Source organism: Beijerinckia sp. 28-YEA-48 (assembly GCF_900104955.1).
In the GTDB taxonomy this organism is placed as follows: domain Bacteria; phylum Pseudomonadota; class Alphaproteobacteria; order Rhizobiales; family Beijerinckiaceae; genus Terripilifer.
This window is the reverse complement of record NZ_FNSI01000001.1, coordinates 5705589-5721802: the sequence shown is the minus strand read 5'-3', so window position 1 is coordinate 5721802 and position 16214 is coordinate 5705589. Positions and strand designations below refer to the sequence as shown.

At 62.5% G+C, this 16214-nt stretch carries 13 protein-coding genes; 7 read left to right on the top strand and 6 right to left on the bottom strand.

Going from position 1 to position 16214, the window contains the following annotated elements; genetic code table 11:
* Window positions 1-62 precede the first annotated feature (62 nt).
* Both BLW50_RS26830 and BLW50_RS26825 read right to left on the bottom strand, forming a co-directional pair.
* Window positions 63-1097, bottom strand: a complete 1035-nt coding sequence (locus BLW50_RS26830; protein ID WP_090708061.1) for an ABC transporter substrate-binding protein — start codon at window positions 1095-1097, stop codon at window positions 63-65.
* 109 nt (window positions 1098-1206) lie between these two features.
* On the bottom strand, window positions 1207-1824 hold the full coding sequence (locus tag BLW50_RS26825; protein ID WP_090708059.1) for a trimeric intracellular cation channel family protein: 618 nt from the start codon (window positions 1822-1824) through the stop codon (window positions 1207-1209).
* 104 nt (window positions 1825-1928) lie between these two features.
* Here BLW50_RS26825 and BLW50_RS30785 point away from each other — a divergent pair, with 104 nt between their 5' ends.
* From BLW50_RS30785 to BLW50_RS26810, 4 genes are all read left to right on the top strand, one after another.
* Window positions 1929-2069, top strand: coding sequence for a hypothetical protein (locus tag BLW50_RS30785; protein ID WP_170850367.1), 141 nt, complete (start codon window positions 1929-1931; stop codon window positions 2067-2069).
* Between the two features lie 4 nt (window positions 2070-2073).
* Window positions 2074-4527 carry an acyltransferase family protein gene (locus tag BLW50_RS26820; RefSeq protein WP_090708057.1) on the top strand — a complete coding sequence of 818 codons (2454 nt, stop codon included), beginning with the start codon at window positions 2074-2076 and terminating at the stop codon, window positions 4525-4527.
* A gap of 103 nt (window positions 4528-4630) precedes the next feature.
* Entirely contained in the window at window positions 4631-4993 is a 363-nt protein-coding gene (locus BLW50_RS26815) for a YciI family protein (protein WP_090709782.1), read from the top strand.
* Between the two features lie 6 nt (window positions 4994-4999).
* Window positions 5000-6256, top strand: a complete 1257-nt coding sequence (locus BLW50_RS26810; RefSeq protein WP_090708055.1) for an RNA polymerase sigma factor — start codon at window positions 5000-5002, stop codon at window positions 6254-6256.
* Between the two features lie 13 nt (window positions 6257-6269).
* Here BLW50_RS26810 and corA read toward each other — a convergent pair whose 3' ends face one another.
* A complete protein-coding gene (gene corA, locus BLW50_RS26805) occupies window positions 6270-7274 on the bottom strand; it encodes a magnesium/cobalt transporter CorA (protein ID WP_090708053.1) in 1005 nt (334 codons plus the stop codon).
* Window positions 7275-7515: 241 nt separating this feature from the next.
* Window positions 7516-11046 (bottom strand): indolepyruvate ferredoxin oxidoreductase family protein, encoded by a 3531-nt coding sequence (locus BLW50_RS26800; RefSeq protein ID WP_090709780.1) that lies wholly within the window; start codon window positions 11044-11046, stop codon window positions 7516-7518.
* 268 nt (window positions 11047-11314) lie between these two features.
* Here BLW50_RS26800 and BLW50_RS26795 point away from each other — a divergent pair, with 268 nt between their 5' ends.
* Complete coding sequence (locus BLW50_RS26795; protein WP_244544413.1) at window positions 11315-11980, top strand: DUF1007 family protein; 666 nt, start codon at window positions 11315-11317, stop codon at window positions 11978-11980.
* 22 nt (window positions 11981-12002) lie between these two features.
* Entirely contained in the window at window positions 12003-13142 is a 1140-nt protein-coding gene (locus tag BLW50_RS26790; protein ID WP_244544412.1) for a nickel/cobalt transporter, read from the top strand.
* On the opposite strand, the gene BLW50_RS26785 is transcribed toward BLW50_RS26790, so the two are convergent.
* Window positions 13139-14701, bottom strand: coding sequence for a gamma-glutamyltransferase (locus BLW50_RS26785; protein WP_090708046.1), 1563 nt, complete (start codon window positions 14699-14701; stop codon window positions 13139-13141). The genes BLW50_RS26790 and BLW50_RS26785 overlap by 4 nt on opposite strands.
* Window positions 14698-15078, bottom strand: a complete 381-nt coding sequence (locus tag BLW50_RS26780) for a cell cycle two-component system response regulator CpdR (protein WP_090708044.1) — start codon at window positions 15076-15078, stop codon at window positions 14698-14700. Before BLW50_RS26780 ends, BLW50_RS26785 begins: the two co-directional genes overlap by 4 nt.
* A gap of 167 nt (window positions 15079-15245) precedes the next feature.
* On the opposite strand from BLW50_RS26780, the gene BLW50_RS26775 reads away from it, so the two are divergent.
* Window positions 15246-16205: an N-formylglutamate amidohydrolase gene (locus BLW50_RS26775; protein ID WP_244544411.1), complete on the top strand. Its 960-nt coding sequence runs from the start codon at window positions 15246-15248 to the stop codon at window positions 16203-16205.
* Window positions 16206-16214 lie beyond the last annotated feature (9 nt).

Below are 16214 nucleotides of genomic sequence, written 5' to 3'. Positions count from 1 at the left end.
GTTTGCCGGTGCAGGCTACACTGCAAGCTACACTGAAAGCCCAACCAGCAACCAGGCGCGCATCATTTTCCGATCGCCTTCAGATAGAAGGAGCGATCGAAGAGGCCATCCAGCGGCACGTCCTTGTCGAGCGTCCCGATCGACACTTGATAGGCCTGCATCTGCTTGGTCGCGTCGGCGATGAAATCCGGATCGGCGACGAATTTGGTGGCCGGCGATGCCAGCGCCTTTTCGATGATCGCGTCGCTGACGATGCCCTTGCCGAGCGCCGCGCCGATGTGCGGAGCGACCCGCTTCAGATCCTTCTGGATCAAGTCGATCGCTTTCACGACCCCATCGGCGATCGCCTGCACGGCGGCCGGATTTTTGGCCAGGAAGGCGCCAGAGACAGCAACGACCGTACCCGGCTGCTTGGGGAACATGTCGCCGCCCAGCGCCACGAGCTTGATGCGCGGATCACGCGTCTGCACGATCGCCGGCGTCGGCTCGCGAATGGTCGCGCCATCGACAGCGCCCGCCAGCAGCGCCTGCTGCGTCGCGTCGATGCCCATGTTGATCACCTCCACATCGGCCTTGTCGGTCTTGGTGACCACGTTCAGCCAATGGGTCAAAGTGGTGTGCGGCACCGAGCCCGGCGGCTGGGTGGCGAGCTTCGCCGGCCGGCCAACCTTGGCCCGGAACGCCTTGAACGCATCGGCGGCGGAAACACCAGGCGCAAAGAACGGCGCCAGGGTCGGCCCGGCGGCGACGGTCATTTCCTCAACAGCTGTGGCGGTGATGACGCGAATGTCGATCCCCTTGGAGCGGGCGACGCCGAGCGGTGCCACGCCAGCCACGTAAACATCGAGCGTGCCGGAAGCCAGCGCCTGGATCATGTTCGGGCCGGATTCAAACACGGTGAAGCGCAGATCGAGGCCAGCGGCTTTCGTATAGCCTTCCGCCTCGGCGACGAAGATCGGTGCGGCGCCCAGGATCGGAATATAGCCGACACGCACCGGCACGGCCTGCTGAGCCTGCGCGGCCGATGCCAACAGGGTGCCGGCCAGCAGGGAACTGGCAACAAGGGCACCAAAAGTCCGACGAGACAGGTCCAGCATAAACACACGCTCCGTATGTAATAAAATCTATATTACAGATACGATCACGTAAGATGGAGCTGACTTAATTGCAAGTGATTTAGTCGTAATTGGACAGAGATGTTCGAAATCAGCCCCGCGGCCGATAACGCGGCAGCGACCAGCCACCGATGAGGGCCGCAGCGCGCACGCTGAAACCCACGGCGAAGCCACCCACCAGCGCGGCCTCACGCGGAACGCCAAGGCCCGTCAACGCGACAAAGGCCAGCGCCCCGGCAAGCGCCGCCGAGGCGTAGATTTCCCGGCTCAGGATGACCGGCGATTCATTGCCCAGAATGTCGCGGATCATGCCGCCAAAGGTCGCCGTCACCACGCCCATGGCGACCGCGACAATCGGCCCCGTCTCGGCCTGTAGGGCCTTTTCGGCGCCCGTGACCGCAAACAACGCCAGACCGATCGCGTCGATCCACAGGAGAAAGCGCTGGCGAGACTGCGGAATATGGGCGCTGAAGAACACCAGGCAGGAAACGACCACACAGGTCAGCAAATAGGCTGGGTTCTGCACCCAGAACACCGGCAGCGTGCCCAGAACCACGTCGCGGAACGTGCCACCGCCGATGCCGGTCACTGTCCCCAGCAGGACGAAACCGACAATGTCCATCTGCTTGCGCGACGCCATCAAGGCGCCCGTCACCGCGAAGACGACAATGCCCAGCCAATCCAATGCCATGGTGACGGTTTGAAACATGACCGCCAACGTAGCCTGGGGGCGGGGGGCGGTATATAGACGGGCGCGCGTCTGACCCGCAGACGCCCCTGGGTTCCACAAGCGAATTTCCACAAGAACGTCTGATGATGATCGCAAGCCTCCTCGCCACCCGCTCCCGCTGGCTTCCCGCCGTCGTTCTTGTCCTCGTCATCCACATCATCGCCTTCGCCTTTGCCACGGGCCAGATAGACGTGCCCTTCCTTTATCGCGGTCCGCAGGGCTGAGGTGATGGCAAAGGCGTCCACTCAAAGTTCGGCACTGGTCGGACGGCTGGCTTCGCTGGATCTGCTGCGGGGCGTCGCCGCGCTCGCCGTCGCCATCCCGCATTATGTCATGCTCGGCTCGCAAGATTGGCCGACCATGCAGGTGGTCTCGATCCTCGCCGTCGAAGTCTTCTTCGTCCTCAGCGGTTTCGTGCTGGCGCCACAGATCCTCGCCTGCGTCGTCTCGCTACGCTCCTCCGACATCGGCATCTTCCTGGTGCGCCGCTGGATGCGCACCATCCCGCCCTATCTGGTGGCGCTGGTCGCCATCACGGTGATCTCCGGCAACATCTTCAATAACGCCTTCATCCGCTATGTTTTCTACGTCCAGAATGTCTTCTCCTCCCTGCCCGAGGCGCGTGACTATTTCGCCGTCGCCTGGAGCCTATCGGTCGAAGAATGGTTTTATGTCGTCTTCGCCGTTCTGGTGATTGGTGCGCGTCTCATCGGCCTGCGCGAACGCGGCTTCATCATCACTGTCATTCTGTTGGCCATCGCCTTCATCATTGCCCGCACCTCGGCCGGCCACATGCAGGATTGGGACGCCGCCATCCGCCGCGTCACCGTCTTCCGCCTCGATGCTATCGCTTACGGCTTCCTGCTCTATGTCGTTCTTGATGCGCTGGAACGCTGGTATGGCCGTTTCGCCAATGCCGTGCTGTCAATCCTCGCCGTTGTGGGCACGGCGGCGCTGGCCTTATGGATCGGCTGGCTCGCCAGCGTCGACACCTCGACCCCGGCCCGCCATCTCTATCCCTTCGCGTCGGCGCTGTTTGGCTGCACCTTGATCTTTGCGCTAACCTTCCATCGCAAGGCTTTCCAAGACTCGCTGATCGCGCCCACCTGCTATTATCTCGGCAAGGTCTCCTACACGATCTACCTGTTCCACCTGATCGTGATCCTGCTGCTGCGCCCGCATGTGACGCAGCTCGACCTCGCCGTGCAGATGGCGCTTTACCTGGTCGCGCTGCTGGTCTTCTGCACATTCTTCTTCTTCGGCTTCGAGCGCATCATTCTGACGGCGCGGCCGAACTATCCCGATCATCAAGCGCGCGCCCGTGGGCCCGAACCGCAACTCGCCCTGCCCGTGTGGACCAGCACGGCCCTTGCGCCGTTGCAGTCCCTGCCGGCGCGCCTCATCGGTCTCGCACTCGCCATCGCCGGCGGCTGGGCCTGCAACGTCTCGTTCCACAGCGGCCGCACGCTCGTTTTCTACGCCGCGCTGCTCCTCACCGCCTTCGCGCTGATCGTCGCCACCCATAATTTGCGCTTCTGCCGCAACGGCGTCATCCGCACCCTGCAGATCGGCATGGCGCTGTTCGCGCTGACCCTGCCGGCGGTCGATCTGATTTACGCACGCACTTTGCAGACGACCATCACGCGCCCGACCATCAACGCCTATTCCTTCCGTCAGGCGCAGGCCGATCCCGCCGCCTTCCAGGCCTGGTGGTCGCGCTTCACCGATGAATTCAACCGCGGCGCCAAGGCCGACATCGAGCAGCCCGATCCCGAGGGCACGCTGCCTTTCATTCCCCGTCCCGGCGCGCGCAGCAAATTCTTCGACGGCGACATCCGCATCAACAATCTCGGGTTTCGCGGCGCCGATTTCGCCGCCGACAAAGGCAACAACTGGCGCATCTTCGCCATCGGCGAGTCACCCACGTTCGGCACCCTGCCCGCCAATGGCCAGAAAGCCTGGCCAGAGGTGCTGCAAAACCTGATCGACGAACGCCTCGTCTGTCAGCGGCCGGTACAGGTGATCAATGCCGGCGTCGTCGGCTACAGCTTTCCCTCGAGCCTGGAACGCACACGCCGCTTCATCGTGCCGCTGAAGCCCGACATGGTCATCAGCTATCACGGTTTCAACAATCTCGCCTTGGTCGATCCGCTGCTGGCGCAGCTGCCGCAACCGCCGCATTGGCAATTGCGGGCGTCGCCGCTCATCGGCGAAGTCCTGTTCCGCTTCAACACGCTGCGCTACGTCAAGCGCGTCGAAGCCTTCAACGTGGCCAGCAAAGCGCATTATTCCGATCAATACGACAAGCTCTACCGTGCCTTCGTCGCGCTTGGGCATAGCGCGGGCTTCATTCCGGTCCTCGCCAATCTCAGCATGGTGATCACCGATCAGTCGCCGCGCGATGTGATCGACTTCTACGGCCGCGTCTTCATGCCGATCTCTCGCATCATCCCGGCGGTCGACGAACACAATCGCATCGCCCAACAGGTGGCCAAGGACACCGGCGCGCCTTTCATCGACACCACGCCCGGCCTCGCCGGCCAATGGGACAGCGACTATTTTTACGATACCGTCCACTTCACCCAGAAGGGCTCGAACGTGCTGGCGGAGCGGATGTTCAAAGGCATCCTGCCACAGCTTGAGACGGGCCCCGGCTGCTCGGTGAAGGAAGCCGCGAAATAGGTCGGAAATTTTTTGGCGCTTTTTTAGAGCGCCTGTCGAAATGCCGGCGCCCGACGCGTCATGTCCATGTCAGGCCGTGAACGGCAAGTACAAGGAGATGAACATGCAATATCTGCTGATGATCTATGGCGACGAGAATTTCTACAAGACGGCGCCGAAGGCTGAAATCGAGCGCACCCACAACGCCTATGTTGCCTATACGGAAGCGCTGAAATCGGCCGGCATCATTCGCGGTGGCGAGCGCCTGCAACCCGTCGCCACCTCCAGCACCGTGCGCGTCAAGGACGGCAAGACCGTCGTGCTCGATGGCCCCTATGTGGAGACCAAGGAGCAATTGGCTGGCTACTATGTGATCGAAGTGGACAATCTCGACAAAGCCATCGAATGGGCGGCGCGCTGCCCGGCCGCCAGCAGCGGCACGATGGAGGTCCGCCCGATCTGGGCAAATCCGCTGATGAACATGTAAGCTGCCGTGCAAGCGGTCGCACAAGCTCCATCCGTAGATCCCCGGCGCGCGGCGGAAGCCGCCGCCCGCCGTAGCTACGGCAAGCTGGTCGCCCTTCTCGCCGCCCGTCACCGCGACATTGCCGCCGCCGAAGACGCCTTGGCGGAGGCCTTCGCCGCCGCTTTGAGCGATTGGCCGAAGTCCGGCGTGCCCGACAATCCGGAAGCCTGGCTGCTCGCTGTTGGCCGCCGCCGCCTCATCGACGGCGCGCGGCGGCGAAAAACCCGCGACCAGGCCGCCGATCACCTGCTGCTGCTGACGCAGGAGGCGGACGATGAACAGGCGGCCGCGCTACCTGATCGCCGTCTCTGGTTGATGTTCGCCTGCGCCCATCCGGCGATCGACCCGGGCATACGCGCCGCGCTCATCCTGCAAACCCTGCTCGGCTTCGATGCGGTGGCCATCGGCTCCGTCTTTCTGGTGCAGCCGGCAACCATGAGCCAGCGCCTGGTGCGCGCCAAACAGAAGATCGCCCAGGCCGGCATCCCTTTTGAGCTACCGCAGAAGGAGGACCTGCCCGAGCGGCTCGATGCGGTGCTGGAAGCGGTCTATTTCGCCTTCGCCCGCGGCTGGAGCGACCCCACCGGCGCCAACGCTAGGATTAGCGAACTGGCAGCGGAAGGCCTCTGGCTCGGCCGACTCATCTGCCAGCTCCTGCCCGATGAGCCCGAAGCCCTCGGCCTCCTCGCCCTGATGCTGCATCTGGAGGCGCGGCGGGGCGCCAGGCGCGATGCCGAGGGGAACTATGTCCCCCTCTCGGCCCAGGACACGATGCTCTGGAACAGCGCGCGGATCGACGAGGCCGAAGCGCTGCTGCACCGGGCCGCCAGCCTCGCCCGCCCCGGCCGGTACCAAACGGAAGCCGCGATCCAATCGGCCCATGCCGCACGGCGGCTCACCGGGCGGACGGACTGGGAGGCCATTGCCACCCTCTACGATGTGCTGTGGACGCTGACCGGTTCGCCCGTCGTCGCCATCAATCGGGCCATGGCCCGGGCCGAAACATCAGGTGCTGGGGCGGCGCTGATGGAACTCGATACCCTGGCCGGGGATGCGCGCCTGGCAAGCTATCAGCCCTATTGGGCCGGCCGGGCGGAACTATGCCTGCGGGCGGGCGATACGGCCGCCGCCCGCCAGGCCTATGGCCGCGCCATCGGCCTCGAACATGATCCCGCCGTGCGCCGCTTCCTGCAGGACCGGCTAGCGAAATTGCAAGAAAACTGAATTGAAGTCTAATTTACAGCCAGCCGCGCCGTCGGAAGAAAATGACGGGCAGGATGGCGGTGACGACCATCAGTCCGATCGCCATGGGATAGCCGTACTCAAACTGCAGCTCCGGCAGATTGCGGAAGTTCATGCCGTAGATCGAGGCGATCAGCGTCGGCGGCATCAGCGCCACGGCGGCGATCGAGAAGATTTTGATGATCTGGTTCTGCTCGAGATTGATCAGGCCAAGCGTGGCGTCGAGCAGGAAATTGATCTTGGTCGACAGATAGGTCGAATGGTCGGTCAGCGAGCTAACGTCGCGCTGCAAGCTGCGCACCCGGCCGCGAACTTCCTTGAGGGCGCGCTTGCTGTCGTCGGTGACAGCGGTGTGATAGGTGAGCACGCGGTTCATCGACAACAGGCTTTCACGCGCCATCGACACGAGATCGCCCTCCCGGCCGATATCGACGATGATCTTCTGAAAGTCCGCTGTTTTCGAGGCTCTCTTGCGCGGATCCTCGTGCTTGAACACTTCCCGCGAAATCGCATCGATCTTGGCGCCGACCTTTTCCAGCGCGTCAGCGATACGGTCGATGAGCGCCTCCATCAGGCTCAGCATCACCTGCTCGCCGGTACCGCAGGATACCGCATTGGCACGCTGCACCCGCAAGGCGAACATCATGAACGGACGCGGCTCGGCATAACGCACCGTCACCAGGGTCGAGCCCTTGAGAACGAAGGTGATCGGCGTCAATTGCGGTTCGTCGGTATCGATCCGCGTCACCGCGGTCATCGTCATGAATTCCGCGCCGTTCTCGTTATAGAGACGGGAGGAGACTTCGATCTCCTGCATTTCTTCGCGGGTCGGGATCGACACGCCCACCGCCGCCTCGACATAGCGATCCTCTTCCGGTGTCGGATTAAGGAGATCGAGCCAGGGCGCCACGCCCTCGGGAAAGGGCTGCTGTTCTGTGGCATTCACATTGATGGAGTGGGCAACGAGGTGATCGCTGTCGCGAGTGTAGACACGCAGCATGCCGCTCTTCCCATTCTCGGCAGGCATGGAGCGAGCCGTGGTTTACTCATCAGGTTCTGGCAGGGACACCCTCTGTCTGCCATCTCCCGATGGAGCGCGATGCACAGGCGGACAGAGCGAAATCCAGCGCCTCCGTGCCAGCATATTGCGCACCCGTCAACCGCCAAACGACATTTGACCCGATAGAAAAATCCATCGGCCCGCGCCTGACGTCGCCACAATAGAGTGCTGGGGAATGGGCTTATTCGGCGGCCAGCGCCTGGGGCTTCTGCGGATCACGAAAGCGCTGCAACAGGACTTCCTGTTCACGTTTTACGACAAGAACATGACGGTCCTTCACATGGCCGTAACCACGGACTTTTTCGGGCAGGCTGGCGAGCGCCACGGCGGTGGCATGATTGGCCGAGGTCAGGCCTGGGCCTAATTCTTCCAGCAATGCCAGATAGTCGGCGATGAGCTGCTGTTCCATCCGCCGCTCGGTGCTGTAGCCGAACACATCGAAGACCGTGCCGCGCAGTCCCTTCAGCGCCGCGAGCAAACGGAAGCCGGTCATCATCCACGGGCCGAACGTGGTTTTACGGGGGTGTCCCGCCGCATCCTTGCGCCCCAGGATCGGCGGGGCGAGATGGAACTCGAGACGCAGATCGCCTTCGAAAGTCGCCGCCAACTGCTTCTGAAACGAGCCATCGGTATAGAGCCGCGCCACCTCATATTCGTCCTTCACCGCCATCAGTTTGAACAGATAGCGGGCCACAGCCTCGGCAAGACCGGTCTTGCCGGGTGTCTTGGTTTTCTCAAGCTTCTCGATCGCGCGTACCGCCGTCTCATAGCGGCGCGCATAGGCGGCATTCTGATAGGCCGTCAGGAAGGCGACACGGCGCGCGATGAGAACGTCAAGCGTCTCAGCCTCAGCAGCGCCACCGTCTTTTGCATCGCCCTTGGCCGGCAGCAACGCGTCGATGGCGCGCGGCGCATGGGCATAATCGCGGCCGAGCGCGAAGGCGGCGAGATTCATGTCCACCGCTTCACCGTTGAGCCGGATCGCCTGTTCGATAGAAGCGCCGGCCAACGGCACGAAGCCCTTCTGATAGGCAAAGCCGAGCATGAACATATTGGCCGCGATGGAATTGCCGAGCAGGCGCGTCGCGATACTCGACGCATCGACAAACGACAGATCGGCGCCGCCATGATCGCGGATGGCGCGCTTGATACGTTCGGTCGGCAGGAAATAGTCGGCATTGTGGGTGAAGTCGCCTGGATAGACTTCCGCCGTATTGACCACCACACCGGTCTTGCCGGGCCGCACCGCCGCCAGCACCTTCTTGGTGCCGGAGACAACGAGATCGCAACCGAGCACCAGATCAGCATGGCCAGCGGCGACGCGGATGGCGTGGATGTCGTCAGGATGGGCCGCCAACTTCACATGGCAGTAAACGGCGCCGCCCTTCTGGGCGAGGCCGGCCATATCGATCAGCCCGCAGCCCTTGCCCTCCATATGCGCCGCCATGCCGAGAATGGCGCCGATGGTCACGACGCCGGTGCCACCGACACCCGTGATCATGATGCCATAAGGGGTTTTGCCCAATTCGGGCCGCTGCGGTTCCGGCAACGTACCCGACGGATCAACCTGGCGCAGCGGCGCCGTTGACGACACCAGCTTCTTTATCCGCGCTCCATGCACCGTCACGAAGGACGGGCAGAAGCCGTTGACGCAGGAGAAATCCTTATTGCACGAAGATTGATCGATGGTGCGCTTGCGGCCAAACTCCGTATCGAGCGGCTGCACCGACACGCAATTGGATTTGACGCCGCAATCGCCGCAGCCTTCGCATACCAGCGTGTTGATCATCACCCGCTTGTCGGGATCGGGGAAGGTGCCGCGTTTACGCCGCCGGCGTTTTTCCGCCGCGCAGGTCTGATCGAAGATCAAAACAGTGCAGCCAGGCTCTTCCGCCATCTCCCGCTGCACTTTCTCGAGATCGAGCCGGTTGTGGATCGTCATGCCGGCCGGCCAATTCTCGCCGGGGGCATATTTATCCGGTTCATCCGTGACGACGGCGATACGCTTGACGCCTTCAGCCGCCACCTGGCGCGCGATCATCGGCACCGAGAGATTGCCCTCATGCGCCTGGCCGCCGGTCATCGCCACCGCATCGTTGAAGAGAATTTTATAGGTGATGTTGGTGCCGGTATCGACAGCCCAGCGCAACGCCATCACGCCGGAATGATTGTAGGTGCCGTCACCAAGATTCTGGAACACATGGTTGCGCGTCGAGAACGGCGCTTCGCCGATCCAGTTGGCGCCTTCGCCGCCCATCTGGGTGAAACCTTCGGTGCCACGATCCATCCACTGCACCATGTAGTGGCAGCCGATGCCAGCATAGGCGCGCATGCCGTCGGGCACGACGGTCGAGGAATTGTGCGGGCAGCCGGAGCAGAAATACGGAATGCGCTGCGCCGCATCGGGCGTCTCAGCCAGCATGCGTTGCGCTGCCTTGAGATCGACAAGCCGTTTGGCCAGATCGGCATCGTTGCCATATTTGAGCAGACGGTCAGCGATGGTAATGGCGACATCGTTTGGATCGAGCGCGCCTTTCACGGGGAAGAGCCAAGCGCCAGTTTCATCGCGTTTGCCGATGCAGACCGGCTGGTTCGCCGTGCCGTAAAGCTCCTCGCGCACCTGTACTTCGATCAGCGAGCGCTTTTCCTCCACCACGATGATGAGGTCGAGCCCACGCGCGAATTCCTTCAGGCCTTCCGGCTCGATCGGCCAGGGACAGGCAATTTTGTAAACCCGCAGGCCGAGATCATTGGCGCGCGTCTCGTCGATACCCAGATCATCCATCGCCTGGCGCACGTCGAGGTAGGACTTACCGGTGGTGATGACGCCGATCTTGGCGTTCGGGCCGCCGCTGGTGATGATCTTGTTGAGCTTGTTGGCGCGCAGCCAGGCGACGATGGCATCGCGCTTATAATCTTGCAGGCGCGCTTCCTGTGCCAGCACCGGATCGCGCGGCCGGATATTGAGGCCGCCTTCAGGCAATTGATAGTCTGTCGGGATCACCGGCTTCACCCGGTCGGCCGACGCATCAATCGAAGCGGTCGACTCGATTGTGTCCTTGACGCATTTGAGTCCGACCCAGACGCCGGCATAACGGCTCAGCGCCCAGCCATAGAGGCCGTAGTCGAGAATTTCCTGCACGCCGGCCGGATTGAGCACCGGCATCATCACATCGAGGAAATGAAATTCCGACTGATGCGCCGTGGTCGAGGACTCGGCCGTATGATCATCGCCCATCAGCGCGACGACACCGCCAAACTTCGACGTACCGGCCAGATTGGCATGGCGAAAGACGTCGCCTGAACGATCGACTCCGGGCCCTTTGGCGTACCACATGGCGAAGACACCATCGTACTTGCCCTCGCCGCGCATTTCCGCCTGCTGCGAGCCCCAGATGGCCGTAGCCGCCAGATCCTCATTGAGGCCCGGCTTGAAAACAATGTTGAGCGGGCCAAACACTTTGCCAGCGCGGTGCATCTGCTGGTCGATGGCGCCCAATGGCGAGCCGCGATAGCCGGTGACGAAACCGGCGGTGTTAAGACCGGCGGCGAGGTCGCGCTGCTTCTGCAGCAGTAACAGGCGCACGACCGCCTGCGTGCCGGACACGAAAATCTGCTTTTGGCCAAGATCGTATTTATCGTCCAGCGAGACGCTGCCATCAGCGGTTTTGCTGACCGGCCCGTGTTCAAGAACCGCTTTGGCTCCCGACATCGACATCTCCCTGCGTCCCGTGGCCGTTTTCGGCCGCCTGATACCCTTTGATTTATGTACGGATACCACGCATTTTCAACCCGTGGCGGTATCATCAGATCCCGAAGTCGCCACAATATGGTGCGATTCGCCAGACTGGATCACCAGGGTTTGATCAGGCCTTCGGTCGAACGGGCGGTCCAGAGCCTGGGATCTTTGTTTTGACGCGTCTTTATGGCGTTTAACTGCAAACGACACAGCCTGCCCCATCAAGCCGAAAGGAATGCGCGTGCGCCTCAGTTCCCACCTGCGCCGTCTCTGGGCGACAGGCTTTCTAGCCATCGGAACGGTTTTGGCCCTCGCCGGCAGCGCCAGCGCCCATCCGCATGTCTTCGTGATCGTCAAAAGCGTCGTCGTCTTCGGCCAGGACGGCAAGATCGCTGCGATCCGGCACAGCTGGACCTTCGACGACATGTATTCCGCCTTCGCCACCCAGGGGCTTGGGCCGGACCCAGCCAAACTCGCCAGCGATTTGAAGGAACTCGCCAAGGTCAATGTCGAGCAGTTGGAAGAGGCTTCGTTCTTCACCTTCCTGCGCGTCGGCGGAAAAAAGCAGTCCGACTTTTCCCCCGCCACCGACTATTCCATCTCCCTCGACAAGGACAAGATTGTCACCTTGAGTTTCACCGTGCCGCTGAAACACCCGACCACCACCGGCCGGGCGCTGATTATGCAGGTGACAGACCCGACCTATTTCGTCGCCTTCGACTTCGACAAGGAGCGCGCCGTGACGATGGAGAACGCCCCGGCGGGCTGCTCGCTGAACGTCAACACGCCACAAGGCCTGTCCGCCGCCGATCAGAAGCGGCTCGAAGAGGTGGCCAACACCAATGATTCTCCCGGCCAGGACTTCGGCTTCAAAATGGCGAGCCGTGCCATTGTCGCCTGTCCATGATGTGCCTGTGAAAGCGCCGCTCTTGCTCCGTTCACCTCTCTCCACCGCTCTGCGCAATGTCCTGCTGCTGGCCGGTGCGATCGTCGCCGTCGTCGGCTTGATCTCGATCGCCAGCGCGCACGATCTCTTCGCCCAAACGCCGGCGCGCAATCCGTTCAATGTCGGCATTTCCGAAGGTGGCGGTCGCGCGACGGGCATCATGGGCTGGATCATGGCGCAACAGATTGCGTTTGAGCGCATGTTGTCGGGCACCGTGCGCGCCATCAAGACGGATGGCTCGGCGCTATGGACCCTGCTCGGCATTAGTTTCGCTTATGGCGTGTTTCACGCCGCCGGGCCTGGCCACGGCAAGGCGGTGGTCGCTTCCTATATGCTGGCGAACGAGCGCGCGCTGCGCCGGGGCATCGCCATCTCTTTCTTTGCTGCCGTGCTTCAGGGCCTCGTCGCCATCGCCATCGTCGGCGTCCTGGCTCTTATCCTCAACGCCACCTCGCAGCAGATGCGCCAAACCGCCAATTTCGTCGAACTGGCGAGCTATGCCGGCATCGCCGTGCTTGGCCTCTGGCTGGTGTGGCGCAAAGGCGCGGCCCTGCTCGCGGTTCTAGGCGCGAAACGCGAGGCGACGCCGGCAGAGGCGGCTCACCACGATCACGCGCATGACCACCATACGCATCATCACGACCATGGACATGATCATCACGATCACACGGCGCATACGCACAATCATGCGCACGACATCGCACTTCATCCAGCGCCCCACGGCCATCCCGAGCATGTGCACGACGAACACTGCGGCCATTTTCATGCGCCCGATCCCAAAACCCTTGGCGACAATTTCTCCTGGGGCACAGCGCTGCTCACCGTGGTCGCGGCCGGGTCGCGGCCCTGCTCCGGTGCTATTCTGGTGCTCGTCTTCGCGCTGGCGCAGGGCATCTTCACTGCTGGTATCGCCGCCGCTTTCGCCATGTCGATTGGCACCGCATTGACCACCGGCGCGCTGGCCGCCATCGCCGTGCTCGCCAAGAATCTGGCCCTGCGCTACGCCAATCCGGACTCGTCGCGCTCGATCACCCTGATGCGCTTGTTTGAATTCGGCGCTGCCTGCTTAGTGCTCTTGATGGGCGTCGCCATGTTCTTTGGTGCCACCCTCGGCGCCGCTTAAATCCCAGCGCTTGCGCCGTCCGCTGCGACTTCGATCTTGTTGCCGACGCGCAGCACAGCTGTGAGACTGGAAACGCCGATATCCGGCACTTCCATCACCTCGTGACCGGCGCTGCGTAGACGCCGCGCGATAGAGCCATCGAAACGCTCATCCACATGCACGAAGGCCGGCTCCTCGGCGGTTTTACGAAACACCGTGCAGATCGGCGCTTCGCAAGCCTCCACGGCTGAGAGACCGGCGGCAAGACGCGCGAGGATCTGCGCACCCGCTTGCGGCTGCGCCTCGCTCCCCGCAGCACCAAACGCGGCGACACACCCACCTTTAAAGGTAGCGATCATCGGCGCCAAGGTCGTGCGCGGCCGCAGGCCAGGCGCCAGTGCGAAAGGCGCGCGCTCTGTCATCGAGAAGGCACCTGCGCCATTGGCCAGCAGCACACCGGTGCGCGGCATCACACAGCCCGATCCGAAAGCCGTGCCGCAAGACTGTGCCAGCACGACAGTCAACCCGTTCATATCTGTGACCGCGATCACTGCCGCCCGTGATGGCAGCGACACATTGGGATGGAACGCTGCAGCACGCGTCATCGACACGGCTTCGGCTTGCGCTTGCAGACTGTCTGGCGCCAGCATCGCATCGTGATCGACCTCGACACCGTCGAAATCCACAAAAGCTTTGTCGCGCGCGGCTAAACCGCGTTTCGCGCTCTCGATCAGGCCATGGAAAAATGCGAAATTGTCGAGACGATCGATGCCCAGCCGCTCGGCGATGCCAAAGGCGACAAGCGCCGCGATCCCTGACGATGGCGGCGGCAGCGTGAACACGGACCCGGCCCGCGTCGCCACCTGCAATGGCTCACGCCAACGCGGCTGAAAGGAGCGCAAATCCGCGCGCGTCACCGGCACGCCGAGCTGCTCCATATCGGCGGCCAGTTCGCGCGCCACATCGCCGCGATAGAAATCCTTCAGACCAGCCCGAGACAATTGTTCCAGGGTCGCGGCCAAAGCCTCGGCCTTGCGCAGCGCTCCAGCCGGCATCGGCTTGCCATCGCTCAGATAGGCCGACGCAAATCCTGGCTGTTCAATCAGAGCCGGATCGAGCCGTGCTTCAACTTCGCCAGGGCTCACCAGCGCACCGGTCCGCGCGGTAGTGATCGCAGTCGACAGCAGCAGATCAAGCGGCAACTTGCCGCCAAGCGCCTGCGCCATCTCGAGAGCAAACGACCAGGCGCCGACAAGACCGGGCACAGTAGCTGCCGCCAACGGACCGAAACGCGGGATCGTCTCTTGTCCAAGATCGCGATAGGCATGGATCGACGCTTTCGCGCCGGTCAGTCCCACGGCCTCGATGGCGCGCATGCGCCCACTCGCCGGGCGCACCAGCCAGGCGGCGTCACCACCCAGGGCATTCAGATGGGGAGAGGTCACGGCAGCGACAGCCGCGGTGGCCACCGCAGCTTCAAGTGCATTGCCACCTTCGATCAGAATCGCCTGACCAGCACGGGCAGCCACGTCATCGGGTGCGACAACGGCCGCCAGAGCGTATTCCGCGGAATGCCTCACGCCGCCAGCAGGCGCTGCACCTCGTTGACGAGATCCTTGAGGTGGAACGGCTTGGACAGGACCTTGGCGTCCTTAGGGGCATTATTGTCGGGATTCAGCGCCACGGCGGCAAAACCGGTGATGAACATCACCTTGATATCGGGATCGAGCTCAGTCGCCCGGCGGGCCAGCTCGATACCGTCCATCTCCGGCATGACGATATCGGTCAAAAGCAGTTCGAATGGCTCTTCGCGCAGTCGGTTATAGGCCGACAGCCCATTGTCATAGGAGGACACGTTAAAACCGGCGTTCTGGAGCGCTTTCACCAGAAACCGGCGCATGTCGTTGTCATCTTCCGCCAGCAAAATCCGTGTGGCGGCAGCAGGAATCTCGTTCATCAGAGCCTCGTCAGGAACCTGTTCCCATAAGAAGTCGGTTCGGTTAATTGCCAGTGAACGCTACCTGAAACATGGCGAATTTGCGGAACTTATCAGCATTAAATCCACATGAACCGATGGACACGGCTTTAACGCCTTGGCACATTGGCGATATGTGACAGCCACAGATGGCCAGGACATCAGAACGGGCGATGAGCGATCGGGACAATGGTTACGGATTGAAGGGCGCCAGCGAGGGCACCCCTTGCCCGCGCCTGCCCGAACTGGACCCGCCGTTCGATATCATCGAACCCGAGGTCGAAGCCTGTCCAGTGGTTTTCTCCTCGCCCCATTCCGGCAATATCTACCCGGCCGATTTTCTCAAGGCCACCCGGCTCGATCCCTTAAGCCTGCGCCGGTCCGAAGACGCCTTTGTCGATGAATTGTTCGTCCCAGCCTTGAGCATTGGCGCACCCATGCTGCGCGCCCGGTTCCCGCGCGCCTATCTCGACGTCAATCGCGAGCCATTCGAGCTGGATCCGCGCATGTTCGAAGGGCGCCTGCCCTCCCACGCCAACACCCGCTCGATCCGTGTCGCCGGCGGCCTTGGCACCATTGCCCGCATCGTTGGCGAAGCGCAGGAAATCTATTCCGGCCGCCTGCCGGTGGCCGAGGCCATCGCCCGGATCGAGGCCCTGCATCGGCCGTATCACGCCGCCCTGAAGGGTCTGATGGAGCGCACACGCAAGCGTTTCGGCATGGCCGTGCTGATCGATTGCCACTCCATGCCGTCCACCAATCTGCCGTCGGAAAACGGCGGCAAGGCCGACGTCGTGCTTGGCGACCGCTATGGCACAAGCTGCGATCCGGGCTTCATTGACTGTATCGACTACGAATTACGGCTGCTCGGCTATCGGGTCTTGCGCAACAAGCCCTATGCCGGCGGCTATATCACCGAGCATTACGGCGCGCCGTCCATGGCACGCCATGCCTTGCAGGTGGAATTCAATCGCGGCCTCTACATGGATGAGGCGCGCATCGCACGTGCGGACAATTTCGACGCACTGTCACGCGACATTGCCAAAGTGATGGAGCGTTTCGCCGCTTTCCTCGCCGCCGGCGCTAGTGGCGCGGCCGCCGCCGAATAATCAGAGCGG

What these genes read in the sequence shown, in the direction of transcription:
- BLW50_RS26775 (WP_244544411.1), top strand. Translation starts at nt 15,246, where the DNA reads ATGGCCAGGACATCAGAACGGGCGATGAGCGATCGGGACAATGGTTAC.
- corA (WP_090708053.1), bottom strand. Translation starts at nt 7,274, where the DNA reads ATGCTGCGTGTCTACACTCGCGACAGCGATCACCTCGTTGCCCACTCC.
- BLW50_RS26830 (WP_090708061.1), bottom strand. Translation starts at nt 1,097, where the DNA reads ATGCTGGACCTGTCTCGTCGGACTTTTGGTGCCCTTGTTGCCAGTTCC.
- BLW50_RS26815 (WP_090709782.1), top strand. Translation starts at nt 4,631, where the DNA reads ATGCAATATCTGCTGATGATCTATGGCGACGAGAATTTCTACAAGACG.
- BLW50_RS26825 (WP_090708059.1), bottom strand. Translation starts at nt 1,824, where the DNA reads ATGTTTCAAACCGTCACCATGGCATTGGATTGGCTGGGCATTGTCGTC.
- BLW50_RS30785 (WP_170850367.1), top strand. Translation starts at nt 1,929, where the DNA reads ATGATGATCGCAAGCCTCCTCGCCACCCGCTCCCGCTGGCTTCCCGCC.
- BLW50_RS26820 (WP_090708057.1), top strand. Translation starts at nt 2,074, where the DNA reads ATGGCAAAGGCGTCCACTCAAAGTTCGGCACTGGTCGGACGGCTGGCT.
- BLW50_RS26800 (WP_090709780.1), bottom strand. Translation starts at nt 11,046, where the DNA reads ATGTCGGGAGCCAAAGCGGTTCTTGAACACGGGCCGGTCAGCAAAACC.
- BLW50_RS26780 (WP_090708044.1), bottom strand. Translation starts at nt 15,078, where the DNA reads ATGAACGAGATTCCTGCTGCCGCCACACGGATTTTGCTGGCGGAAGAT.